This is a genomic window from Flavobacterium sp. GQ95, assembly GCF_059758655.1.
Map to the genome: position 1 here is coordinate 35875 of NZ_JCAXEB010000013.1, position 25911 is coordinate 61785.

Below are 25911 nucleotides of genomic sequence, written 5' to 3' on the forward strand. Positions count from 1 at the left end.
TTTATTGGCTGGTTAATACCCTGTTTTCGGTTTGCAAATTACATAGATTTTAAGGATCTTAAATCACTGTAATCTATTAATTTGTGGCAAAAATCTAAAACCCAAGAATCAATTTGGCTACTCCAAAGTAGAGCATAATTCCAAAAACGTCATTGGTTGTTGTGATAAACGGACCTGTAGCAATAGCGGGATCAATTTTATTTTTATGAAGGAAAAGCGGCACCAAAGTTCCTAAAGTCGCAGCGAATAAAATCACTACAATCATTGAAATTGAAATTGCAAATCCAACTAAATATTGCTGATACATAATAGAATGATATCCTAATAAAAGCAATGAAATAATACTTCCTGAAATCATCGAAACGGTAATTTCTTTAGTAAAATAACCTCTACTAAATTCTTTTAACGTTCCGTTTGCCAAACCCTGCACAACAATTGCTGATGCCTGAACCCCAATATTTCCGGCAGTTGCCGAAAGCAATGGCACAAAAATGATTAATGTAGAATGGATTTTAAAGACATCTTCATTTCCTTTCAGGACAAAAGACGCTACAATTTCGATTACCATCCCGATTAAAAGCCACGGCAAACGCGCTTTGGTTAATTCCAAAACACTATCGTTGGATTCAACATCTTGTGTAATACCCGCCGCTAATTGGTAATCCTTATCGGCTTCGTCCTTGATTACGTCTACGATATCATCGATGGTAATTCTTCCCACCAAACGACCGAGTTCATCCACAACCGGAATGGCCTCTAAATCGTATTTTTGCATGATACGTGCCACCTCAACATCTTCGGTATCAACATTTACAAAATTTAATTTTCGAATATAAATATCACCGATTTGAGTTTTGGTCGAAGTCGTCAATAAATCTTTTAATGATAATCTCCCTTTTAAGCGGTTTTCATCATCGACAACATAAATCGAATGTACTCTGGAAACATTTTCTGCCTGAATACGCATTTCTTTTACACAGGTCAGTACATTCCAATTTTCATTGACTTTTACCAACTCTTTCCCCATCAAACCACCGGCAGAATTTTCGTCGTAACGCAACAAGTCAACAATGTCTTTTGCATGCTCGACGTCAAGCATCTCAGAAATTACTTCCGCTTTGATTTCCTGTGAAAGTTCCCCGATAATATCGGCCGCGTCATTGGTTTCAAGCTCATCGAGCTCTTCAGCAATTTCTTTAGGCGAAAGTCGGCTTAAGATGTTTTCCCGCAAATCATCTTCTAACTCAAGAAGAATTTCTGCCGTTTTATCACTATCTAAAACCCTGAAAATATAAGTTGCTTCGTCGAAATCCAGCTCGTCCAGGATTTCGGCAATATCTGCGTGGTGCAAATCGTTAAGTAAAACTTCAAGTTCTTTGTCGTTTTTATTAACAATATGCTCTTCTAATTGGTGGATTAATTCTTTGCTAACTTTGAACTCCATCGGCTTCTATTTTTTGAGTCAGTTCAATAAATTCTTCTACACTAAGTTGCTCGGGACGTTTATCAAAGATAGTGTCTAATCGCAAATCATCAGTTAAATTTAATGTTTTCAAACTGTTACGTAATGTTTTTCGTCTTTGCTGAAAAGCAGTTTTCACTACCGTAAAGAACAACTTTTCACCGCACGGAAGACTATAATCTTCCTTTCGGGTCATTTTCATCACACCCGACTTCACCTTGGGCGGAGGAATAAAAACATTTTCGTCAACAGTAAACAAATACTCAGTAATATAGAAAGCCTGGGCTAATACAGATAAGATTCCGTAAGCCTTAGAGCCTTTTTTCTCGCAGATTCGCTCTGCAACTTCTTTTTGAAACATTCCTGAAAACTCAGGAATCTGGTCTCTGAACTCTAATGTTCTAAAAACAATCTGAGTCGAGATATTATAAGGAAAGTTACCAATTATAGCGAATTGTTTGTCTTTGTAAACCTCATTAATATTGTATTTCAGAAAATCCTGAGAGATAATCTGATCTTTTAATTTCGGATAATTTTCACCCAAATACGTCACTGATTCGGTATCAATCTCGATTACGTGCGTATTAATTGGTTTGTCAAGCAAATACTTAGTCAACACACCCATTCCCGGTCCTATTTCAAGAACCTCATTGTATCCTTCTAAACTCAAGGTGTCAGCAATTGCTTTGGCAATGCTTTCATCTTTTAAGAAGTGTTGTCCTAAATGTTTTTTAGCTTTTACTTTTTCCATTATATATTTTATTTGCCACGAAGGCACTATGGTTCTTTTGCCACGAATTACACAAATTATCACAAATTTTAAAATATAATAATCAGCGGATCTGTTTAATCCGTCAAATCTGCGGGCCAATTTTATCTGTACACTGTAAACCGAGACTGAAAACTCAAATTAATGTTCCGAAATAACTTCTAATTCGGTTCTGAAAGAAAGCATTTTGTCTGCAAATAATTCTAAAGCTTCTCTGTGAAATGCCGGCTCATCTTCAATGTAATAACGTTCCAAAGTTTCTTTGTTATCGGTAACATATTGAACAGAATAGGTGATTCCACCCATTTCTTCTTCAATCAAAACTTTTACAACTCTTGCTGAAGAAAACTTGTTCGTAGCCAGAATTTCCGGTATGTGTTTTTCCTGCATCCACTTTAACCATTGGTCGTGAACGCTTTCGTGTATATTTGTGGTAACGTTGTAAATTATCATTCTCTTTTAGATTGTTAGACTCCTTAGATTGTTAGATTGTCAGATCTCAGAAAAGTCTAAAATCTAAGTAGTCTAAAAATCTAATAATCTATTTTATAAATTCTTATCTCCTCTTAACTCGCGGTATTTTTTTCTCGCATCAACAAAGTAAATACTGTCCTGATGATTAAAAATTACCTTTTCATACAAAGGTTTTGCCTTTTCAATATCTTTTAATTCGTCGTTGTAAATTTCTGCCGAAAAAAACAATGCTTCATCAACATAAATTCCGTCGCTATGGTGGTCAATGATCTGCTGGTATTGGCTTAAAGCTGAAGTATAATCCTTCAGGCTTTCATAAATTTTACCTAAACGCAACATTGTTACAGCTTCGATTTCCTGTCCTTTATACGTTTTCAGAATGTTCTGAAACTGTGTAATCGCTTCTGCTTTTTTATTCTGATAAATTAAAAAATCACCTTTTGCAAATTGTTTCAATGCCGTTTGTGTCGAATCGGCAACGGTGTTGTCATTTATCAATAAAAAATATTCCAGCGCATCATTTGCAATCAACTGCGTGTTTGCCGATTTTAATTCTTTGAACTGTTTTAAAGCCCATTCAAAATCGGTTTTATAATAACTTGTTTTCGCCGCCTTTAAACTCGCTTCGTGCGACATTACATCATTCTTTAAATCCAATTGAATCTGAGAATAATAAATCAATGCCTGATTGAATTTTTCCTGCAAAAGCAAAATATCTCCCAACTCCATTTTAGCATCCGCTTCCTGATAATCGTTCAAATTAAGCTCTAAAGCCTTTTTTACAATTGCAATACCTTCTTCTGGCTTTTTTAAATTAAATGCCTTAAAATGTGCCTGAATTAATTGCAAAGATAAGGTAAAAGGAGTTATTTCATAGGTTGTAAGCAATTGTTGTAACTCAGCGTCGATTATTGGATAATCTTTTTCCTGTGCTTTATCAATTTTAATTTCCATTAAATAGTAATTGGTTTGCACCAATAAATCTAAATCTTTGGTATTAAGAAGAATAAAGTTCAGAATTTCAGCCGCAGTCTCAGTGTCATCTTCATTTAATGCAAACTGACTCAAATTGACAATACTCGAAAGTGATTCAGGTTCGCGCTTGTAAATCGCTTTTTCCTGAATAAAAGCTTTCCCGAATTCCTTTTGCTGTACATAAAACCAACTTAAATAGTGATTCCAGAATACATCCTGATCTTTTTGTGTTTTCAGGATTAAAGCTTTTCGCATGGCATCTTTAAAAGCGGTATTGTCGGTTTCGCCGTTCATGAAACGCGATAATTGTGTCTGAATTAAATTGGCGTTTTGCGGATTTTGATAAGATTCCGTCAGTAAAAGATCAATCATCTGATCCGTCTTGCCTAACTGTCCGTACAACATTCCGATTTGGAAATTGAAATTATAATTGGGCTGAACCTGCATTGCAACCTGATAAGCCCTTAAAGCATATTCTAACAATACCTTTTTCTCGAATGAATTCCCGATTCCGTAAACATCATTTGGATTCGTTTTGATTTTTTCGATAGCCTGATCGTAGTAATTTTTGGCTTTTGAATCATTTTTTTGAAGCTGGAAATTATAACCCAATTCCACTAAAAAAACACCTTGTTTGTATCTATTATAGCGATCCTGAATCATTTTTTCAGCCAAAGCAAATTGCTGCAATTGCTGATAACAATCAACCGTTCTTAAAAAATATTGGGTATTGGATGGTGCGCTGTTTAAAAGCTCTTCGTAACTGATCTTCGCTTTTTCAAAATCGCCTTTATCATAGTAATATTGAGCCAATTGCTCATTTTGAGAGAATGCAAAACCGGACCACAACAAAACGATATAGATAAAGATGTTTTTCATATTTCAGTTTTTTTAGTCACAGTTTTCAGTCGCAGTTTTCAGCTTTAGTTTCATTCTCAGTTCAAAAATATAAACTGAGACTGTGACTTCAAACTAATATTTAATTTCAACATTCGATTTCCAGACTATCAAAGTTAAGCCAATTAAAATAAAAGGGATACTTAAAATTTGTCCCATATTTATCAGCATATTATTCTCAAAGCTTTCCTGATTTTCTTTAAAAAATTCGATCAAAAATCGGGCTAAAAACAACAGTGCCAGAAAAGTTCCAAATAGTAAACCGCTTGCTTGTTTTATCCTTTCTGATTTATACATCCAAAATAAAATTCCAAAAATCAATAAATACGAAAATGCCTCATACAATTGCGTTGGATGCCTCGGAATTAAATCATCTCGTTGAAAAATAACTCCCCAATTTCCATTCGTAGGTTTTCCGTAGATTTCAGAATTCATAAAATTACCCAGCCTGATAAAAGCTGCTGTAACCGGAACCCCAATTGCCATTCTGTCCAACAGCCATAAAAAATTAACCTTGAATTTTTTGCAATATAAGACTATAGCAATCAAAACACCTATTGTACCGCCATGACTTGCTAATCCCTGAAAACCAACAAACTTATAAACCCCGCCTATTTTCTGAATAGGCAAAAGTATTTCTATCGGATGTTTGAAAAAATATTCAGGTTCATAAAACAAACAATGTCCTAAACGGGCTCCCAAAATGGTGCCTACAATTACATAAACCAGTAAACTATCCAGATTATCTAAGGGCAGCTTCTCTTTTTTATAAATATTTCTAACAATATAATACCCAAGTAAGAGTCCGGAAGCAAAAAGAGCACCATAATATTTCAAAGGAAAACTATCTGTTATCATAACAATAACCGGATCAACGTTCCAGTATAAAACTCCGTTCTTCATAATCCCAGTTTTCAGTCGCAGTCTCAGTCTCAGTTTTCAGCTTTGTGCCGAGACTGTAAACTGTAACTAAATTAGTTTATAATATCAAATCCGCAGTAAGGGCGTAAAACTTCTGGAATTACAATTCCTTCCGGCGTTTGGTAATTTTCTAAAATCCCTGCTAAAACTCTTGGCAAGGCCAATGAACTTCCATTTAGCGTGTGCGCCAATTGATTCTTTCCGTCTTTGTCTTTGAAACGCAATTTCAAACGATTTGCCTGGAAAGTCTCAAAATTAGAAACTGAACTAATTTCTAACCAACGATCCTGCGCTGTAGAAAATACTTCAAAATCATAAGTCAAAGCAGATGTGAAACCCATATCACCTCCACATAAACGTAAAACTCGGTATGGCAATTTCAATTCTTTCAAAATATCTTTTACGTGCTCTACCATTCCGTCAAGTGCCTGATAAGAATTATCCGGGTGTTCGATACGTACGATTTCTACTTTATCAAATTGGTGCAAACGGTTTAATCCACGAACGTGCGCTCCGTATGAACCTGCTTCACGACGGAAACATGGCGTATAAGCGGTGTGTAAAACCGGTAATTCGGTTTCGTTTAAAATAACATCACGGAATAAATTCGTAACCGGAACCTCAGCTGTCGGAATCAAATATAAATCATCAATAGTTGAATGATACATTTGCCCTTCTTTGTCTGGTAATTGTCCTGTTCCGTACCCTGAAGCTTCGTTTACCAAATGGGGCACCTGAACTTCATTGTATCCTGCAGCTGTATTTTTATCTAAAAAATAATTGATTAAGGCACGTTGCAAACGAGCACCTTTTCCTTTGTAAACTGGAAAACCTGCACCTGTAATTTTTACACCCAATTCAAAATCGATAATATCGTATTTCTTTACCAATTCCCAGTGAGGCTGTGCATTTTCATGCAAAACCGGAATATCACCTTCCTGAAAAACATTCAAATTGTCGTCCGGAGTTTTTCCTTCAGGAACAATATCAGCCGGAAGGTTTGGCAATGTGTATAATTTATTGGTCAATTCGGTTGCCAAAGCTTCTGCTTTTTCGCCCAATTCTTTACTTTTTTCTTTTAATGAAACGGTTTTTTCTTTTAAGATTGCGGCTTTAGATTTCTCGCCCGCTTTCATTAATTCGCCTATATCTTTGGATAATTTATTAGATTCAGCTAAAGTATTGTCTAATTCTACCTGTGTAGCACGACGGTTTTCGTCTAATTGCACCACCTCTTCAACAACGCTTTTAGCATCGATATTTCGTTTTGCTAAAGCCTTGATTACTTTCTCCTGATTCTCTCTAATAAATGCGATTTGTAACATAGCTTTGTGTTTATAACTAGTATTTTTATATAAAGGAAGCAAATTTAAGGAAATGTTTGCTAAGATTACGACAAAGTTTAAAAGGAAAAAGTTATTTCGTGGTTGTTTCACAGAGATTCACAAAGGTTTAGCAGAGTTTCACAAAGTCTTTTTTAATATACTTTGTGAAGCTTTGCAGAATTTATAACTGATAGGAAAGATTTTTGTACTTCAAAAATAAAAGAATTAAGTAAATTGCATTAAAACTCGTTATGATAGATATTGAACATTTTATTGAAGATTTCTCAGCAACTTTCAAAGATTCTTCTTCGTCAAAACCTTGGGAGATTACAAATAATCTTAAAAACATTATCGAAAAAATGATTCTGGATTTAGATGAAGATTTTGTTATAAAAGATAATATTGCTATTCATAAAACTGCGACTATAGAAAACAATGTTACCATAAAATCGCCAGCAATTATTGGTAAAAATTGCCACATTGGAGCAAATGCTTATTTTAGAGAAGGTGTTTACTTAGACAATTCAGTAAAAATTGGCCCTGGCTGCGAAATAAAAAACAGTATTATTTGTTCAAATACTGCAATTGCACATTTTAACTATGTTGGAAACAGCATCATTGGCAGAAATATAAATTTTGAAGCTGGTTCAATTGCTGCAAATCATTATAACGAAAGGCTAATAAAGAAAATCTCTGTACTTTATAATTCGGAAATTATTGAAACAAACTCAGAAAAATTTGGCTCTTTAGTTGGAGATAATTCCAGAATTGGGGCAAACGCCGTTTTATCGCCTGGAACAATATTGCTCAAAAATTCGATTGTAAAAAGACTTGAACTGATTGAACAAGTTATTTAAAATCTTTTTTTGCCAAAAAAACGGAAACGGCCCCCAAGCCGTTTCCGTTTAGCTGTCTCTCAAAATTGAGATTCAGCACTAGGATAAATAATTTATCTTGTATAAACCGTAATTGCACCGTTTGCATCTTTTACTTTCAATTCTGAAAGTGTAAGATTTACGATATCCTGAGTTTTACTTACACCATTTATAACAGTGGTTAAATTATTGTGTGATCTTGAATAAATACCTGATCTTGTTGTTATTGCACAAGCACTAATTGTTGAATCATAATCACCTTCAGTTGCAGTATTATCTAATTTTAGTTCCAAATAATCTTTTTCGCATCCACTTTGATTTTGAGGTGCGTCAATTAATGTTTCTGTACCACCTGAAACAGTACCAATTTTACTTAATTTCCATTTTCCTTCTAATGGAACAAGTGTTTCTCCTTCATTATCATCATTGCTGCAAGATGTTGTAAATAAGCCAATGCTTAGGATTAAGGCGAGTAATAAGCTTTTCGTTTTCATGTTTGATTTCTTTAAATATTAATAATGCTAAATTAATTTTAAAGTTTTCCTGCCGTGTTACATAAATTTCCCGATGATTTACATAATTTCTAGAAATCCGTAAGTTAATTCATAATATTTACACAAAAAACAAAGAGATTTCACAACGATTCGCAAAGAATATTAAAAGTACTTCATGAATTTCTATGATTAGCTCTACTCTCTTACACAAAGTAATTTCGCAGAGATTCGCAAAGTACTTTTAATATTCTTTGTGAATCTCTGTGTAGTTCTTCGTGTCTCTCTTTGGAATAGCTTTATTCTGTTGCGCAAGCTGCGTAAAGCATTTCTTCATCCTATCTTGTGAAATAACCTTACTTACGCTCGACTAACAAATCTTTAAGTTCATTTGTTTTCAAAAAGGTAGCCAGACGGCCGGCAAGCAATAAGACTTCTCTTTCTTCCGGAGCGATGCGTAGTTTGGTTTGGACATGAGAAGCAAATTCATATAAGATCAGAATTTCGCTTGCTGTTAATTCGTTGAATTTATCTCGGGTTAAAGTGGCCAGAATCACTTCGCCATCTTTATCTCTTGTAAAACTAAGCTCTCCAAATTGATCAATTAAGTCTTTTTTGAAATTGGCATAAAATCGAAGCCAGGTCGAATAATCGTCATCTGAACTTTTTAATTCGGTTACCAAATCTTCATACTTCTGATTTTTATCCATCTTTAATAAATGGTCTCGTAAAGTGGTAAAACCAATCACCTGATAATTCGAAACCGGAATTTTATAGCGGTCCATCAAATTTTCGACATCTCTGTCAAATGTAATATAGCGAGTTTGAACTGTGTATAACGATGCCGTTTCGAAAAGCGAAATCAGTTTGATTTTTTCGTCGCTTATGTAAGGTTCTTTTTTTCCCTGTCCCAGACAATCAATAAAAAGGGCGCGTTTGTTTTTATTATCTACTTTAGAATCATCGTGCAGTAATTCGACCAGAGTTTTATATCCCATATTATCCGAAGCACCTCCATCAATAATACATAATATTTTCTGCTGATTTTTAACACCGAATTTCACTTTTGGCAAAACGCCTGGAAAAGCAGAACTCGCGGTAATAGCATAGGTAACCGGAAAATTAAATCCATCATTTACCTCATTATGATTTAACGGAATAGAAGCTCTGTTTGGTGCTAAAGACGAATTTAAATTTAAACCGCGAATAATATGAGGCATAAACGGAATGCGCTCTCCGTTGTTATATGCCGTTCCGTTGGCAACCATCATTGGTAAAGATGGCGTGTTTTTACTTTCCTTTGGAACAAAAAAATCAGACATCAACATTTGAGTTGAAAATTTATTCGGATTATCAGGATTAGTGTTGTCGTATTGCAGAATCTCTGAATCTAGTCGTTGTGTCATCGAAATTTTATCGCCTTTTTCGTTTCGGCTATTATTTAAAAGCGACAAAATCGTAGCCGATTTATCTACATAATCTTTATACGCATCGGCTTTAGAGAAATAAAACTCATTAAACGAACAGTTGTCGTGATTGAGTTTATTTTTTAGAATTGTTAAATAATAACCTGCCGAATAGCACCCCCCCGAAACCGTTGAGAAATAATCAATTTCATTTAAGAAGTTACGTTGCTGATTGTTTTCCTGAATTTCTTCTAAACCCAAAAGAACACCCATACTAAAAAACTGCGCTCTCGAACCACCACCTGAAATAGCAATTCCTAAAGCAATATTGGGATTTTGAAATTTGGTATCACGATCCTGAACCGATTTATAGTCATTTAAAGAAACCGCAGGAATAGAACTATAATTGATCTCTGAAAAAAGGTTGATTTTGTTTTGAGAAAAGCCCGATTGAAAAAAAAGAAGCACTATTATTTGACCGTATACATATCTCATTTTAAATCAATTAAATCTATAAAGCGAAGTTAATAAAGTTATTCCACAAAGTTGCGCAAGTTAACACAGAGATCCACTGAGTTTTTTTTGACATGAATGAATTTCGAAATCCCGATAGCGAAGTAGTCAGGTTTTATTGCCACAGATTAAAAATCTGCAGAAAACCTTTGAATCTTTGAACCTTTGCAACTTTGAACCTTAAAAAACTATTCCACATTAAACAACCTTAAAATATAGGAGAGCTCATAAACAATGAACAGAATTGCCAGAATCGTATGAAAAACTTTATTGTGATATTTTATTGCGACCAGACAAAGGACAATATGTGTAGCAATCCTCACATAATATTCCGTTTGATTGTATAAAAAGTAATTCCCGCCTTTTATGGCCGTATCAATCATATCGGCAATAAAACTTATGGCCAGAATAGCAAAAAACCAATTTTTCCTTGAATAAAAATAATCTTCGTAACCTGTATAATCCACTAAATCGTCAGGATATAGAATAGCACACAACAAATAATAAATCAGAATATAACAAATGATAAAGAAGTAATCTATAAAATACCATTCGGTTATAAGTTTCAGATTAAATTCCCACCACCAAAAATGGATAATCAGTAAAAAAACATAAAACACCCAAAGCGAGTGTACAAAATAGATTTTCTTTCGTCCCGGATGCTGAATAAAAATAACTGATCCTTTGATAAGATGTGTTAAACTCAATCCGAGAATGATTCCGATAATGGATTTGATGTGCGTTAGTTCTTCCATAAATAAACTATTTATACAGAACTAAAATTAATTTAATTAATTCAAAAACAAGTGTTTGCGAATAAAATTTTACTAACTCAGTTTAACCGCAAGGTTCGCAAAGGGTTTACGCAATGTTCGAAAGGAAAATAAAACTTTGCGTCTTCGCGACTTTTGCGAGATTAAAACTAACCTCTTTGCGTGCCTAGCGTAAACCCTTTGCGAACCTTGCGGTTAAAAAACCTTAAGCTCTCTTAATCTCATGCCCAACATATTCCTCCAAAGCAGCAAACATATCGTCTACCGAAAGCACTTCAAAGTCAGGGTGATTTTTCAGGAAATTAGCATTAAGTGTAACTAAATTTTCTTCGAGTTCATAAAAAGTATCATTATTCAAAGAATCACGAACCGGATTAACTCCTTCAAATTTCCCGCTTACAAATTTATTCAGCTTAACGCTGCTCATCAATTTGACTTTTTTGCTTTGTAGTTGAAATAATTCTAAGTGTTTTTCGGCGCCAATTAAAGCCAGTCCTTCCTCGATTAATTCGTTCAGTTCTTTATTCCAGGCCGATTTATAAACAAACTGGGCAAAATTTCCTTCGGCATATTGCGACCAGTAATAATCAAGATAATAACTCATCAAGGCATCCGGATGAATAAATTCGTCATCGACACCTTCTTCACGCATTAAATTGATTACTGAAATATTGGAATGAATAAGATCATGAAGATTTTCACTATTCATTGCCGTTTCAGAAACTATTATTCTACCGAATTCCTCCATTTTGATTTTGTTTTGAGATTGATTTGCAAATTTCAGTTAAATAAAAACAGAAAAGAAATACAATCTGATTTATATCGCATCAGATTCGTCCGTATGCTGCTTTTCATTCATTTTTGCCACCAAAGCTTTCAAACGCAAGGCGCGTTCTCTTTTTTCTTCCTGAAGTTTAGCCTTCTTCCGATTGAGTAATTTGGTATGCAAAGCCTTGTTTTTCGTGTTTTTTTCAGGTCCTTTTGCCATGATTTCTATGGTTTAGTACTTTATTTGCAAATTTCGGTGAAATAATGATACGAATAGGAATAATTTTTTTGGCGTTACCTCCGGCCGGGCTATTCGCTGCAAGTCCTCGCACTTCCTTCGTCAGGCTGTGGGCTTTCCGCTGCTATCCCTAACGCTCACGTTTTCATAAGAAGATTTAGTTTTGTGAGATTATTTTGTACTATTAAATTGAGTATTTTTAGCAAAAGAAAAAAACATCACATGAGAACATTTCGGATCACTATAATCAGTTTTCTAATTTTTTCTCTTTTAAATTGCAATAGAAAATCTAATAAAAATGCCATTGTACTAATTAAACCATAAAACGAAACAAAACCATAACCTAACAAATGAAAAAAATATTAATAGTACTAACAGTTCTATTTGTTCTAAATGCTTTTTCTCAAGAAAAGAAAATCTGGGCAAAATCTATTATCAATCAAAAAGCACCAAAACTTGTTGTGCAAAAATGGTTGACAGATAAACCAGAAACAAAAGGAAAATTTATACTAATCGATTTTTGGGCAACATGGTGTGGGCCTTGTAAAACAGCTATTCCAAAATTAAATCGATTTAATACTGAATTTGCAACCGATTTGATCATAATAGGCATCAGCGATGAAACAAAAGAGGAACTAAACAACCTTACAGATCCAAAAATAGAATATTACAGCGCAATTGATACCGAAAGAACTGTGTACAATACTTTAGAAATACAAGGAATTCCGCATTGCATTTTAATAGATCCTGACGGAATTGTTCGATGGGAAGGCTATCCGATATTAAATGGGTTTATGTTGACTTCGAAAGTAATTAGAGACATTATTGAAAACTATAAAATGGCTCAAAATCAAGAAACTGCTAACAAATAAGGAAACGAAACTTAGCATTATTTAAAACTTATGAATAAAAAGCACCTATTCTTACTATTATTTTCAATCAGTTTCTATTCTTATTCCCAAGAGAACAAAACAATACAAAAACTAGATACAGAACTTCAAAAATGTTTAGATAATACACAGAACAATATGTTGAACTGTACACTTGAATATTATACTAAAATAGATGAACAACTTAATATAACATACAAAAAAACCAGAGCTACATTAAGTCAATCTGATCAGGAAAAATTAAAAAGTCAACAATTAGCATGGCTTAAAAAAAGAGATCAGTATTTTAAAAAAGTCAAAGCCGAAACTGCAAAAGAACTTGATGGAGAACATGAATCACAAGATTACAGAATGATTTGTACTCATGAAAATGCTTTATTTGTGAGAAATCGCATTATTGAATTAGAAAAAGTGTATTTGAAAAACTAAAAATTAATTTAACCCGAATGAAACTCCCAAAAAACCTAACCCTATTCTACATCTCTGGAATCCTTTCCATTGTCGCAGGAATAATTTACGCCATTATACTAATAAACGGCAACTCAGCAGAAGACGGCTTAATGGGAATTTACATTTTGTTTTGTCTTGTCCCGGTTTTACTAATTCTAGTAATCGATCGCTTTTTGGTTAAGCGGTTTGGAAATCAAAAAGTGAATAAAGTTCAATTCTCTTTTCTGGGATTTATTATACTTTTATGGATTGTTAGGGCAATAATAAATTTATAAGAATAATAACTTATGATTTCCTGCCAATTAAAAAAACCAAATCCATGAAAAATATCATCATCACCATTATTTCTCTTTTATCTTTTTCGATCTATTCGCAAAATCGTTACGAATTGCAGGATGAAGGCACTGAAAAACTTTATCTTTCAAATTCTATCACCGAAATGTCTGATCGAAAAATCATTACAACTGAACCAATTGTTGTAATTGATGGAGTTCCTTATCGTTTTCAGGATTTAGAGAAAGAAAAACTTCCTTTATCTAAAAAAGAAATTATAAATATTGTGCCTTTGGATAGAGAAAAAGGCATTAAAATTTATGGCTCTTTTGCTGAAGCGGGAGTTTTAATCGTAACTACAAACAGAAAGAAAAAATAGTTTCAACAAGCAACACAAAATGGAACCGAACTTTTTCGCAACACAAGAAAAATTCAGATCATGGTTAGAAAAGCATCACCAAACAGAAACCGAATTATTAGTTGGTTTCTATAAAGTGAGCAGCAAAAAACCTTCTATGTCGTGGTCAGAATCTGTAGATCAGGCACTTTGTTTTGGCTGGATCGACGGCGTTCGCAAATCAATTGACGAAGAAAGTTATACGATTCGGTTTACACCAAGAAAGAAAACCAGTATTTGGAGTGCCATAAACATTAAAAAAGTCGAAGAACTCACCAAAGACGGACTCATGAAAGAAGCTGGTCAAAAAGCTTTCGAATTAAGATCAGAAGAGCGTTCCCGAATTTATTCGCACGAAAAAGCCCCTGCCCTTCTTGATCCTGAATTTGAAAAGCAATTCAAAGCCAACAAACCCGCTTGGGAATACTTTAACCAACAAGCGCCATCCTACAAAAAAGTCATGATTCACTGGATTATGAGCGCCAAGCAAGAAAAAACCCAAATTTCGAGATTGGAAAAAACCATAAAAGTTAGTGAGGAGCATAAACGAATGTTATAAAAATAACAAATGTTTATCAATTTGATTAAGCGACAAATAGTAACTTTATCCTCTTTCTTACAATTTAATTCATCAAAAAGTCAAACAATGGAAAACAGAACCACTTTACAATACTATGTTTTAGATGTATTCTCGAATAAAAGTTATAAAGGAAACCCATTGTCGGTTGTTTTTACAAATGGTGATTTAGAATTAGAAACCTATCAAAACATTTCAAAAGAATTTGGTTATTCTGAAACATCATTTGTTTATTATTCTACAAAGAAAAAAGCCCTAAAAGTTCGCTCGTTTACCCCAACCGGAATCGAAATTGATGGTGCAGGACACAATTTATTGGGTGCTGTTTGTGGTGCCATGCTAAAAAGAATGCCCATTTTTGAAGAGCAAAATGAAAGCGAACGTTTTGTCATCATGAAAAATTCATCCATTCCATTAACAGTAAGTTTTGATCCGATTACATATTATCCGGTGGTACAAATGCATCAAAAATCGGCAGTCATTAAACAGGAAATTCCAACTTATAGAATTGCGGTAGCATTGGGTTTAAAAATTGAAGATTTAGATGTAAATGCCTTTGTTCCGACAATTGTAAAAACAGAAGTCGCCCATACCATGGTTCCCATAAAAAACAGTCAGGTGCTCAATAGTATTATACCTGATAACCAACTTTTAATCGAAATTTCAAAAGAATATAAATTTGAAGGATTTTATTGTTTCACTCCTGCCGATGAAAATCAGGAACACATAGTCGAAACGAGATTCTTCAACCCTATAATCGGAATATATGAAGATCCGGCAACCGGAACAGCTGCAGGCCCACTAATTGGCTTTTTGACACAAAAGAAATTCACTAAATCAGAGAAAGAATATAAAATCCTGCAAGGTGTAAAATTAAAACAGGCTTCAATGATTGAAGTTATGAATCGTGAAGAAGATATTTTAGTTGGTGGTTCTTCAATTATTACGATGCGTGGAGAATTATATTTATAAAAAATGATGAAAAATTTACTAATTGCAATTTCTGAAAAAGCAATTAAATATGAAGATTTTAATTTTACACCTGAACAAATTGAACACAATTGGCTCGGAACTATTCCTGCTTCAGAAAATCAAATAATTGAAGCTGAAAATAAACTCGGTATTAAATTACCCAAAGATTACATAGAGTTTATAAGCATAACCAATGGCTTTTCAGCACCAAATCAAATTGAACCTACTTTTGAAGCAATTGAAAAAATTGACTTCTTAAAAAACATTGATCCTTTTACTATTGAAGCATATGGTTTACCTGAATTAGAAAATGCTATACTTGTTGCAGGTATAGAAGAAGAACAGTATTTCTTAATACTACCTCCAGAATCAAAAAATGAAAAATGGAAATATTGGATATTTGCAAATTGGCATGCTGGTGAAAATCCTTATCAAAATTTAAAAGAATACTTTAAAAATGTTCTTAAATTTATAACTAAAGAATATGAGATATAAAAAAGCTGCATTAAATAATGCAGCTTTTTTATATCTCAACCAGAAATTAGTTCGTTTTCATAGGCGGTAAATCAAACGCAACAGAATCGTGTTCGAAGTTATTGCGGTGTCCACCATCGCAAAAAGGTTTGTTTGCAGATAATCCGCAACGGCAAAGCCCTAATGCAGATCTTCCCTGAAGTCCGTATACTGTTCCTTCTGAATCCATGATTTCAAAATCACCTTCGATTTTTATAGATCCGTTTTTATTGATGATAAGTTTTGTCTTGCTCATAAGATTGTCTTTGTTTTTTTCTTAGGCAAAGGTTGCAAAATATATCTTTATTTATAAGCGGTAAACGTAGTTTAAACTGGTTCTATTTTACGCAATATTGTCATCCTGACGAAGTAAGGATCACAATAGATATTCCGCACAGAAATTCGCCAATCTTTGTCGAGTTTCGTGTGTGATCCATCCTTCGTCAGGATGACAAACAAGGCGGATACCTTCTTTTGAAAATGAGTGCCCTAGCCCCGATAGAAGTGGAAATCCTTTTGTGTCCGCCGCGGCGGACACAAAAGATTGGAACGGATAGCGGGATTAGCTTCTGAAAAATATAATCAACACTAAATAATCTCATGAAATTTTTGTTTCACGCAGATTCCGCAGATTGAGCAGATTTAATTTAAAAACTTTGCGTCTCTGCTCCCGATAGCTATCGGGATTGCGAGATTAAAAAATTCAGCGAATCTCCGCGAAAATCTTTGCGAATCTCCCTGAAATAACAAATTCTCAATTCTATTGCTTATTTTTGCACTCAATAAAATTGAGTTATGATACAGAATCCAAAGAGATATACTATTACGGCAGCCCTACCTTACACCAACGGACCTATACATATTGGGCATTTGGCGGGGGTTTACGTGCCTGCAGATATATATTCGAGATACTTGCGTCTGCAAGGAAAAGATGTTGCATTTATCTGCGGAAGCGATGAACACGGTGTTGCAATTTCGATGAAAGCAAAAAAAGAAGGAGTTACGCCACAAGAAGTTATTGATAAATACGACGGAATTATAAGAAAATCATTTGCTGATTTCGGAATTTCATTTGATAATTATTCTCGTACTTCGGCTAAAATTCATCATGATACAGCTCAGGAATTCTTCAGAACTTTGTATGATAACGGTGATTTTATTGAAGAAGTAACAGAACAATTGTACGATGCAAAAGCAGATCAGTTTTTGGCTGACCGTTTTGTAGTAGGAACTTGCCCAAAATGTGATAATCCGGAAGCTTATGGCGATCAGTGCGAAAAGTGCGGATCGACTTTGAATGCGACCGATTTGATCAATCCAAAATCGACGATTACGGGAGAAACTCCTATTTTAAAAGAAACAAAACACTGGTTTTTACCTTTGGACAGATACACTGATTTCCTGACAGAATGGATTTTAGTCGGACATAAAAACGACTGGAAACCGAATGTTTACGGACAGGTTAAATCTTGGGTAGACGGCGGATTAGAACCTCGTGCGGTAACACGTGACCTTGATTGGGGAATTGATGTTCCGGTTGAAGGTGCCGAAGGAAAAAAATTATATGTTTGGTTTGATGCGCCTATCGGATATATTTCGTCTACGAAAGAATGGGCGGCGCGCGAAGGAAAAGACTGGGAACCGTATTGGAAAGATGAGGAAACCAAATTGGTTCACTTTATCGGGAAAGACAATATCGTTTTTCACTGTATCATTTTCCCTGCAATGTTAAAAGCCGAAGGAAGCTACATTTTACCAGACAATGTTCCGGCAAATGAGTTTTTGAATTTGGAAGGAAACAAACTTTCGACTTCTAAAAACTGGGCAGTTTGGCTGCACGAATATTTAGAAGAATTTCCGGAGAAACAAGACGTTTTGCGTTATGCATTAACTTCAAACGCTCCAGAAACTAAGGATAACGATTTTACATGGAAAGATTTCCAGGCGAGAAACAACAACGAATTGGTTGCGATTTTCGGGAATTTCATTAATCGTGTTGTGGTTTTAACCAACAAATATTACGAAGGAGTTATTCCGACGCCAAATGAATTTAGTGAAGTTGACGAGCAAACTTTAGCCGAATTAAAAGCATATCCGGCTGTAATCTCAAGTTCAGTGGAGCGTTACAGATTCCGTGAAGCTTTAGGCGAATTGATGAATGTGGCCCGTCTAGGAAATAAATATTTAGCAGACGAAGAGCCTTGGAAAGTAATGAAAGACAATCCGGAGCGTGTAAAAACCCAAATGTATGTGGCCTTGCAAATTGCTACTGCTTTGAGTGTTTTGGCTGAACCATTTTTACCTTTTACCTCAGCTAAACTTTCAAAAATCCTTAATTTAAGTGATCTTAAAGAGCATTTTGAAGGATTTAGTAAATTTCTTAAAGAGAAAAATCGTGATGCAAAAGACATCATTATTGATAAAGTACTAGGTTGGAATGATATTGCTGAAAATTCAGATTTAATTCCGGCAGGACATAAAATTGGCGAAGCAGAATTGCTTTTTGCTAAAATAGAAGACGAAGAAATACAAAAACAAATAGATAAATTGGAAGCTACAAAAACAGCCAATCTTGCAGAAAGCAAACAACCGGAACCACAAAAAGAGTTGATTCAGTTTGAGGATTTTGCTAAAATGGACATTCGTGTTGGAACTATTCTGGAAGCAGAAAAAATGCCAAAAGCAAACAAACTTCTGGTTCTTAAGGTAGATACCGGAATTGACGTTCGTACAATCGTTTCCGGAATTGCCGAAAGCTTTTCTCCGGAAGAAATTATCGGAAAACGTGTTTCTGTATTAGCCAATTTAGCGCCAAGAGCTCTACGTGGTGTTGAAAGTCAGGGTATGATTTTGATGACTACAAATGCTGAAGGAAAATTGGTTTTTATCAATCCGGATGCTGATGCACCTAATGGCGAAACGGTAAACTAAGTTTTATACTACTATAAAATGGCGTGAATCGATTAAACATTTTAATTGATTCACGCTTTTTGATTTTAAAAATCACTCTCTAATATTTTATTTGCTAATATCTAGTTTCATAAAAAAACTAGATATTAGCAAATAAAAAAATCAAATCTCATAATGTTTAAAAAAATACTCCTTACGGCTTTACTTTTAAATGGTTTAGTCTCTTTTTCACAAGAAACAATTAGTTCTACACCTATTGAATTAAAAAAAAATCGTGGTGTTTTCCAGACCGTAAATGATCAGAAAAAAGATGTTACCGTATTTGTCAGTGACAAAATAAAAGTAAATGCTATTCATCTTAATGAAAAAATGCAAATAGTAGATAGTATTTCAACAGAAAGACCAAATACTAAAGTTTACACCAATATGATTGGTTATAACATCAAAAATAATAATACAAGACTTTTCTGGTCTTCGGATGATTATGAAGATATTTTCACACAATTGTATGATTTTAATAGCCGAACAGTCCAAACACAACAATACACCCTTGCTTTAAAAGACGAAAAGTTTTTGCAAAAATTTAGTGAAAATGAAAAGTTTTATATCTTAACTGTTGTTAAAAAAAGCAATAATTTAAGATTACATATTTTTGATAAAGAAGGAGTGTACGCATCAAAAACGATCTCTTTGGAAGGATTTCATTTCTTTAAAAAAAAGTATGTCAAATCAACGCTCTATGGCGTATTAGAGGAGAGTTTCCTTCCTAATGAATGGCCTTTTTCGATGCATTTTATGAATATCGAAAATCCAACTTCATTAAATGAAGCTACAAAAAAGAGAAAGTGTTATTTTAATAAAAATCAAATCGTTATAACAATTGATAATAATGTAAATTACACCCAAGCTATTGTAATTGATTTAACAAGATTTAGTGCTATCGAAAAAATAATTAAATTTCCTTCAATTTCAGAAATGAGTTCAGGAGGATATTCTGTTCGATTAAATTCAAACTCTTTCTTTATTAACAATAAACTATATCAAATAAAATCTTCAGCCGATATTTTTCATTTTACCATAAAAGATTTAGATGGTAATTTACTCAAAGAATACACTGCAACTGGAGATACTCCAATTGAATTTAAAAACACAGAAATTTCACAGCAAGGAAACGATTTTTTTGGTGGAGGTGAGAAAGTATTGGAGAACTCTTCCCAATTTATTCGAAAGATAACTAATTTACATGCAGGTATTGCCTGTTATAATGTTGGGGAAAATACATTAATAACTTTCGGAGGCATTTCTGATACATCACAACAACCTGCAGGTCAATCTGTAATGAATCAATTTGGCTTTATAGGTTCATTATTAGGAGCTGTGATATTTAATCCAACTATGGATAGCTTCAATTCCTATTCTAGCCGAAAAGTGATTAAGGTAGAAGGTTTATTTGACAAAGAAGGCAATCACGTAAAAGGCGAATTACAGCCGTTAGCATTTGATAAGATTCGAACGTTTCTTGATAAAAATGAAGATACATCTGCACAAATTTTATTTAAGATAGATTCTTATTATTTAGGATATTATGACAAAAAAGCAAAAGAATATATTATTAGAAAATTTAATGACTGAAAACATTAATAATTCCCGGACTTGCGTCCGGGAATTATTTTATAAAATTACAGCTTTTTAAGAAAAAGAAAGCTTCAAAAAATCACTAAATGAAACTCACCAAACCAAGATTAGCATTAATCTGCGGGATACTTTGTATTTCAATTTTTCCGATATTGGTTAAACTGAAATTAGCTCCTGGATTAATTTCCGCTTTTTACCGCATGTTTTTTGCGGTCATTTTGCTTTTGCCATATGTAATTATTACCAAAAGTTTTAAACTTCCAAAAACCAAGTTTTTGCTTTTGGCCATGCTCTGCGGTGTTTTGTTTTCTTCAGATGTTGCCGTTTGGAATATCGCCATTCTGGATTCGAGTGCAACCCAAGCTTCTTTATTGACAAATTTATCACCGCTTTGGGTTGGGATTGGTTCTTTTTTATTTTTGAAATCAAAACCAGCAACCAATTTCTGGATTGGAACGGTGGTTTCTTTATTCGGAATGGTGACTTTGGTTGGTTTTAGTTTTTTTATGGAATTGAATTTCGACCAGGCTTTCTTGTTTGCGGTTTTATCAGGTATTTTATACTCGATTTATCTATTAGTTAGCAAAAATGTTCTTTCGGATGTTGATGTTTTATCTTTTATGACGATCAGTTTATTGGCTTCAAGCGTTTATTTAGGAATTCTTTGTTATTCGCTGGACCAACCTTTTACTGGATTCACAAATACAGGTTGGTTTGTTCTGGTTTTACAAGCTGTAATTTGTCAATTGTGTGCCTGGCTTTCGATCAGTTATGCGACACAACACATGCGCGCAACCAGGGTTTCGCTAAGTTTATTGAGTCAGGCTGTAATAACTTCGATATTAGCTTGGTTGTTTTTAGAAGAACAAATAACTTTACAGATGGTTTTTGGCGGAATCATTTTGCTCTTCGGAATCAGGATTACTTTTTACGATAAGACTATTTCATTAAAAAGACTGTTTTCAAAGGGTTGAGAAATGGCACGCGGATGACACGGATTGTGGCGGATTTACGCAGATTAATTTTTTAATTAGTGCCCAGAAAAAGTTTCACGCAGATTTTGTAGATTTAAACAGATCGGCGCAGATATTTTTAAAAAAATCTTTAAAATCATTTTAATCTGTCGCGAAAAACTTGAAACCTGAAACAAATAAAACCTGAAACAAAAAACCATGTTAGATAAAAGCAAAATACCCAATTTAAAAGTAATCGCATTCGATGCAGATGATACTCTATTTGTAAACGAACCTTATTTTCAGGAAACCGAACATAAATTTTGTGCTTTGATGGAAGATTATCTTTCGCATCAGGGTATTTCACAGGAATTATTCAAAATCGAAATTGCCAATTTACCTTTGTACGGTTACGGAATCAAAGGCTATATTTTGTCGATGATTGAGGCGGCGATGAATATTTCGAACAATACAATTCCGATTGAAGTCGTTGAGAAAATCATTCAATACGGAAAAGAATTGCTTGAAAAACCAATCGAGTTGCTGGACGGAATCGAAGAAACTTTACAGGCTTTGCATGGCAAATATAAATTGGTTGTTGCTACAAAAGGCGATCTGAAAGATCAGCACAGTAAATTACATCGTTCCGGTTTAGGTCATTATTTTCACCATATTGAAGTAATGTCAGACAAACAGGAAATTGATTATGAAAAACTTTTGGGACGTTTAGACATTCAGGCACATCAATTCTTGATGATTGGGAATTCTTTAAAATCAGATATTTTGCCGGTTTTAGGAATTGGCGGTTATGCAGTTCATATCCCTTTTCATACTACCTGGGAACACGAAAAAATTAATCATAAAGTAGAGCACGAACATTTTAGTTCTTTTGAAAAAATTTCTGAAGTGCTCCATAATTTATTATAATGAAAACACTTTTAGACTTAGAAAACTGGAACAGAAAAGAGCATTTTGAACATTTCTGCAGAATGGAAGAACCATTTTTTGGTGTAACTGTTGAGATTGATTGTACCAAAGCGTATCAAACTGCCAAAAGTTTGAATAGTTCTTTTTTCATCTATTATTTGCATAAAACTTTAGTTGCAGTAAATACAATTGAGAATTTTAGATATCGAATTTCAGAAGGCAAAATTTACATTAATGATCGTATCGATGCTTCAGCAACCATTGGGCGTGAAGATGGTACTTTCGGATTTTCATTAATTGAATATAATTCTGATTTTAGAATTTTCGAAAAGATTGCTTTAGCAGAAATCGAACGAATTCAAAAAACAACCGGACTTTTTACCAGATCGTTTGATGATGATAATGTAATTCACTTTTCGGCGATTCCGTGGTTGAATTTCACATCACTTTCACATGCAAGGAGCTATACCTTTCCGGATAGTTGCCCTAAGATTTCATTTGGAAAAATGATGACTTCTGAATCTGGAAAAAGAACTATTGCTATATCAGTTCATGTTCATCATGGATTAATGGATGGCTTACATGTCAGTCAGTTCGTTGATGCTTTTCAAGACCTAATGAACTCTTAATGTTTATCTTACGCAATAAACCCTATTTTATCATGTTTTGGACTTTTAACGGAAAGTAATTCTTACAAATAATTGTTGGTTTGGGGAAAATTTAAAATCTCAAATACAATGAAAAAAATTGTAATTACTCTGGCGTTTGCATTAAGTTTAATGCATGCAAAAGCACAAACAGAAAACAATAGTACAACCAATTATAACAAGTGGTCTGTAGAATTAGAAGGTGGTTTCAACAAACCTCAGCGTCCATTTACCTCTGGGAATTATTACACTTCAAGAATCAATCCTTATACTGTCGATTTAGGTGTAAGATACATGTTGAACAACAAATTCGGTTTAAAAGCGGATGTTGGATATAATAGTTTCACTGGTCAAAATAATAGTTCAATTGATTTTGACTCAAAATACTACAGAGTCGATCTGCAAGGTGTAGCCAACTTAGGAAGAATTATGAATTTCGAAACCTGGACAAATACATTTGGTTTACTTGCACATGCTGGTTTTGGAGTGGGACGTTTAGAAAATAAAGATTTACATGTAAAAGACAATGTTGGTAATTTCATTGCTGGTCTAACAGGACAAATTAGATTGTCAGATCGTTTTGCCTTAACAGGAGATATTTCGACCATTGTAAATGCTTACCAGGATCACACTTTTGATGGTGGTGCTCTTACAAACTCAAGAGGATTTAGTGGATTATTATTTACTGGAACTGCAGGTCTGAACATTTACTTGGGTAAAAATACCAAACATGCCGACTGGACTGTAATCTCCGAAAATGCTGATATTGCTGCATTAGAAAATAAGGTTGCCAATCTTGAAGCTCAGGTAAATAAAATGCCCGAAAAGCAGGTAATTGTTGAAAAACCGGTTACTAATACAGTAGTAAATGACAAAGATGTTATCAAAGAATTGATCAACGACAAATACTATAGTGTTTATTTTGATTTCAATAAATCGACTCCAATCGAAAATTCAACGGCTGCTATAGATGTTGTTTTAACTTATTTAAGAAAAAACCCTTCGGCCTCTCTTGATATTCTTGGTTATGCTGATCAGGTTGGTAGCTCAGAGTATAATGATAAATTATCAAATGCAAGGGCTAATAATGTAGAAACCATTTTTGAAAAAGCAGGAATTGCATCTTCAAGATTAAATGTTATTCCTCATGGAGAGGACACTTCAATCCAAAAAGATTCAGAAGAAGCAAGACGATTAGCAAGAAGAGTTACTTTTAAAGTAAAATAATCTTTTTTTAAATAAAAAATGAAGCCCTAAAGAAAAAGTTTAGGGCTTTTTTATTTTGTCTTTTTGAAGACTTAAAATCTATCAGAAATAATTTGTACTTTCATTATTCAAAAATTCCATCTAATAAAATTGGAACAATATTTGTAGTTAAAATAATGTGAAAAAAATTGTACTCTTATTTCTTGTATTCTCTAATTCATTGTTGTTCAGTCAAACAATATTGAATTCCTATCCGTTAGATTTAAAAAAATCGAACGGAGCAGAGCAGATTTTGACAGCTGAAAACCAACAGACTCATGAAGTTTTTGCCTTTGCAGCAGATAGTCAGAATATCTCTATTTTAAAATACAACAGTTCCTTATTCCTGACGGACCAATATAAAGGTCCCTTAAAAGACATTGGTGACAAGTCTCTGGTTGGATATAGTTTTAGTGCCGACGGATTACCTACACTCTATTGGGCAACTAAAGATTATGGAACTATTATCGCTATTAAATATTTCTTTGGAAACAAAACCTCAAAAAATTTAAATTTCGTATTTACCTCTGAAAAGCAATCTATTATAGCGCAATTTCAGTTAGAAAATTCATTTAATCTCCTTGTTAAAGATTTGGAAGAACAAACACTTGTTCTTTATACTTTTGAAAATGGCACTGTCGAGCAGAAAATATTCGATTTTTCAGCTTTCAAATTTCAGAATAGAACCACGAAATTTGTCACTTTCAATTATGTTATTCAGCAAAATCCAATTGAAAAAATTGACGCAGAAGAATACACCCCTCTATTTAGAAGCACTGCAAAAAGTAAATTATACATCTTTCCAAACCGTTTTGTTTTAACTTTAGATCATAATCCAAAAAAAACTCAGGTATTTGATATAAATCTCGAAACAGAAGAAATTAAAGAAAAAACCTTTAACCAATCTGCTATTGAGAAACCTAAAAAAATAAGTAATTCGTTTTTTCAGGATAATAAACTGTATCAAACTATTGCCAGTGATGAAGAGTTATTCTTTGATATAAAAGATTACAATTCAAATGAAACTCTAAAAAGTTTTCATATTACAAAAAATGACACTATTGATTTTAAAACATCTCCATTATTAATTCAGAGAGAGGATGAAAAAGCTAAAGAATTAAAAACAACAAAAAAATTCTTAAATCATCTTTCATTTTTAGATATTGGATTATCCGTTTTTAAAAACAAAGAAAATACCTTAATGACACTAGGAGGAAATCCTAAAATGGCAATACAAGGCAGTATATACATCTCTTCCTACTATCCTTCTGAAGATTTTGGATTTTATAATAATGGTTCATCATACTATCCACCAAATTATTCTTCAGGTTATATTCATACTGAAACGGTTTATTTTGAAAGTGTATGGAATCCTAATTATAATGTTGTAAAACAAGAACAACTAGAACCATTAGCGATTGATAATATATTCTATTTTATGAGTTTGAATAAGCAGATAGCATTAGACAACATTTTAAAATATAAAGATTTCTATATTCTTAGCTATTACGATACGGTTTCAAAACAATTTATCATGCGTAAATTCAAAGATGGATTTAACGCAGATGATCCATTTCTTGAGCGATTAAATGCTCCTTCGTCTTTCAAAAAACCTTTTCAGAAAAGGCCTTAAAT

The 25911-nt window shown here is 33.6% G+C and carries 27 protein-coding genes; 15 read left to right on the plus strand and 12 right to left on the minus strand.

Going from position 1 to position 25911, the window contains the following annotated elements; translation table 11 throughout:
• Window positions 1-94: 94 nt before the first annotated feature.
• The 6 genes from mgtE to serS all read right to left on the minus strand — a co-directional run bounded on the left by mgtE (window position 95) and on the right by serS (window position 6823).
• Window positions 95-1444, minus strand: a complete 1350-nt coding sequence (mgtE, locus tag AC6CH4_RS21135; RefSeq protein WP_498106491.1) for a magnesium transporter — start codon at window positions 1442-1444, stop codon at window positions 95-97.
• Window positions 1428-2213 carry a 16S rRNA (adenine(1518)-N(6)/adenine(1519)-N(6))-dimethyltransferase RsmA gene (gene rsmA, locus AC6CH4_RS21140; protein ID WP_072969895.1) on the minus strand — a complete coding sequence of 262 codons (786 nt, stop codon included), beginning with the start codon at window positions 2211-2213 and terminating at the stop codon, window positions 1428-1430. The genes mgtE and rsmA overlap by 17 nt, the downstream gene beginning before the upstream one ends.
• 159 nt (window positions 2214-2372) lie before the next feature.
• Complete coding sequence (locus tag AC6CH4_RS21145; RefSeq protein WP_498106493.1) at window positions 2373-2684, minus strand: DUF4286 family protein; 312 nt, start codon at window positions 2682-2684, stop codon at window positions 2373-2375.
• A gap of 93 nt (window positions 2685-2777) precedes the next feature.
• Window positions 2778-4559 (minus strand): tetratricopeptide repeat protein, encoded by a 1782-nt coding sequence (locus AC6CH4_RS21150; RefSeq protein ID WP_498106495.1) that lies wholly within the window; start codon window positions 4557-4559, stop codon window positions 2778-2780.
• A gap of 93 nt (window positions 4560-4652) precedes the next feature.
• Window positions 4653-5480: a prolipoprotein diacylglyceryl transferase gene (gene lgt / locus AC6CH4_RS21155; protein ID WP_498106497.1), complete on the minus strand. Its 828-nt coding sequence runs from the start codon at window positions 5478-5480 to the stop codon at window positions 4653-4655.
• Window positions 5481-5551: 71 nt separating this feature from the next.
• Complete coding sequence (serS, locus tag AC6CH4_RS21160) at window positions 5552-6823, minus strand: serine--tRNA ligase (protein WP_498106499.1); 1272 nt, start codon at window positions 6821-6823, stop codon at window positions 5552-5554.
• Between the two features lie 251 nt (window positions 6824-7074).
• On the opposite strand from serS, the gene AC6CH4_RS21165 reads away from it, so the two are divergent.
• Complete coding sequence (locus AC6CH4_RS21165) at window positions 7075-7680, plus strand: DapH/DapD/GlmU-related protein (RefSeq protein WP_498106501.1); 606 nt, start codon at window positions 7075-7077, stop codon at window positions 7678-7680.
• A gap of 92 nt (window positions 7681-7772) precedes the next feature.
• Here the strand turns inward: AC6CH4_RS21165 and AC6CH4_RS21170 are convergent, their stop codons facing one another.
• The 5 genes from AC6CH4_RS21170 to AC6CH4_RS21190 form a co-directional block, all read right to left on the minus strand.
• Window positions 7773-8192: a lipocalin family protein gene (locus AC6CH4_RS21170; protein ID WP_498106503.1), complete on the minus strand. Its 420-nt coding sequence runs from the start codon at window positions 8190-8192 to the stop codon at window positions 7773-7775.
• 353 nt (window positions 8193-8545) lie between these two features.
• Window positions 8546-10090 carry a patatin-like phospholipase family protein gene (locus tag AC6CH4_RS21175; protein ID WP_498106505.1) on the minus strand — a complete coding sequence of 515 codons (1545 nt, stop codon included), beginning with the start codon at window positions 10088-10090 and terminating at the stop codon, window positions 8546-8548.
• Between the two features lie 206 nt (window positions 10091-10296).
• A complete protein-coding gene (locus tag AC6CH4_RS21180) occupies window positions 10297-10863 on the minus strand; it encodes a hypothetical protein (RefSeq protein WP_498106507.1) in 567 nt (188 codons plus the stop codon).
• Window positions 10864-11086: 223 nt separating this feature from the next.
• Window positions 11087-11629: a DMP19 family protein gene (locus AC6CH4_RS21185; protein WP_498106509.1), complete on the minus strand. Its 543-nt coding sequence runs from the start codon at window positions 11627-11629 to the stop codon at window positions 11087-11089.
• 69 nt (window positions 11630-11698) lie between these two features.
• Window positions 11699-11869 (minus strand): hypothetical protein, encoded by a 171-nt coding sequence (locus AC6CH4_RS21190; RefSeq protein ID WP_498106511.1) that lies wholly within the window; start codon window positions 11867-11869, stop codon window positions 11699-11701.
• Window positions 11870-12237: 368 nt separating this feature from the next.
• Here AC6CH4_RS21190 and AC6CH4_RS21195 point away from each other — a divergent pair, with 368 nt between their 5' ends.
• The 7 genes from AC6CH4_RS21195 (at window position 12238) to AC6CH4_RS21225 (ending at window position 15941) form a co-directional block, all read left to right on the plus strand.
• Complete coding sequence (locus AC6CH4_RS21195) at window positions 12238-12759, plus strand: TlpA family protein disulfide reductase (RefSeq protein ID WP_498106513.1); 522 nt, start codon at window positions 12238-12240, stop codon at window positions 12757-12759.
• A 30-nt stretch (window positions 12760-12789) separates the two neighbouring features.
• The gene (locus AC6CH4_RS21200; protein ID WP_498106515.1) at window positions 12790-13206 is read left to right on the plus strand and encodes a lysozyme inhibitor LprI family protein; all 417 of its coding nucleotides are present in this window, start codon (window positions 12790-12792) and stop codon (window positions 13204-13206) included.
• Between the two features lie 17 nt (window positions 13207-13223).
• Entirely contained in the window at window positions 13224-13502 is a 279-nt protein-coding gene (locus AC6CH4_RS21205) for a hypothetical protein (RefSeq protein WP_498106517.1), read from the plus strand.
• Window positions 13503-13546: 44 nt separating this feature from the next.
• A complete protein-coding gene (locus AC6CH4_RS21210) occupies window positions 13547-13879 on the plus strand; it encodes a hypothetical protein (RefSeq protein WP_498106519.1) in 333 nt (110 codons plus the stop codon).
• 19 nt (window positions 13880-13898) lie between these two features.
• Window positions 13899-14456 carry a YdeI/OmpD-associated family protein gene (locus tag AC6CH4_RS21215; protein ID WP_498106521.1) on the plus strand — a complete coding sequence of 186 codons (558 nt, stop codon included), beginning with the start codon at window positions 13899-13901 and terminating at the stop codon, window positions 14454-14456.
• Window positions 14457-14543: 87 nt separating this feature from the next.
• Window positions 14544-15446, plus strand: coding sequence for a PhzF family phenazine biosynthesis protein (locus AC6CH4_RS21220; protein WP_498106523.1), 903 nt, complete (start codon window positions 14544-14546; stop codon window positions 15444-15446).
• Between the two features lie 3 nt (window positions 15447-15449).
• Window positions 15450-15941: an SMI1/KNR4 family protein gene (locus AC6CH4_RS21225; RefSeq protein ID WP_498106525.1), complete on the plus strand. Its 492-nt coding sequence runs from the start codon at window positions 15450-15452 to the stop codon at window positions 15939-15941.
• 46 nt (window positions 15942-15987) lie between these two features.
• On the opposite strand, the gene AC6CH4_RS21230 is transcribed toward AC6CH4_RS21225, so the two are convergent.
• On the minus strand, window positions 15988-16215 hold the full coding sequence (locus AC6CH4_RS21230) for a CDGSH iron-sulfur domain-containing protein (protein WP_026984188.1): 228 nt from the start codon (window positions 16213-16215) through the stop codon (window positions 15988-15990).
• A gap of 539 nt (window positions 16216-16754) precedes the next feature.
• On the opposite strand from AC6CH4_RS21230, the gene metG reads away from it, so the two are divergent.
• The 7 genes from metG to AC6CH4_RS21265 all read left to right on the plus strand — a co-directional run bounded on the left by metG (window position 16755) and on the right by AC6CH4_RS21265 (window position 25909).
• A complete protein-coding gene (gene metG, locus AC6CH4_RS21235) occupies window positions 16755-18890 on the plus strand; it encodes a methionine--tRNA ligase (RefSeq protein ID WP_498106527.1) in 2136 nt (711 codons plus the stop codon).
• Window positions 18891-19043: 153 nt separating this feature from the next.
• Window positions 19044-20501 carry a hypothetical protein gene (locus tag AC6CH4_RS21240; RefSeq protein WP_498106529.1) on the plus strand — a complete coding sequence of 486 codons (1458 nt, stop codon included), beginning with the start codon at window positions 19044-19046 and terminating at the stop codon, window positions 20499-20501.
• An 89-nt stretch (window positions 20502-20590) separates the two neighbouring features.
• Entirely contained in the window at window positions 20591-21478 is an 888-nt protein-coding gene (locus AC6CH4_RS21245) for a DMT family transporter (RefSeq protein WP_498106531.1), read from the plus strand.
• Window positions 21479-21676: 198 nt separating this feature from the next.
• A complete protein-coding gene (locus AC6CH4_RS21250) occupies window positions 21677-22384 on the plus strand; it encodes an HAD family hydrolase (RefSeq protein WP_498106533.1) in 708 nt (235 codons plus the stop codon).
• The gene (locus tag AC6CH4_RS21255; RefSeq protein WP_498106535.1) at window positions 22384-23013 is read left to right on the plus strand and encodes a CatA-like O-acetyltransferase; all 630 of its coding nucleotides are present in this window, start codon (window positions 22384-22386) and stop codon (window positions 23011-23013) included. Before AC6CH4_RS21250 ends, AC6CH4_RS21255 begins: the two co-directional genes overlap by 1 nt.
• 108 nt (window positions 23014-23121) lie before the next feature.
• On the plus strand, window positions 23122-24258 hold the full coding sequence (locus tag AC6CH4_RS21260; RefSeq protein WP_498106537.1) for an OmpA family protein: 1137 nt from the start codon (window positions 23122-23124) through the stop codon (window positions 24256-24258).
• Between the two features lie 157 nt (window positions 24259-24415).
• On the plus strand, window positions 24416-25909 hold the full coding sequence (locus AC6CH4_RS21265; RefSeq protein WP_498106539.1) for a hypothetical protein: 1494 nt from the start codon (window positions 24416-24418) through the stop codon (window positions 25907-25909).
• Window positions 25910-25911 lie beyond the last annotated feature (2 nt).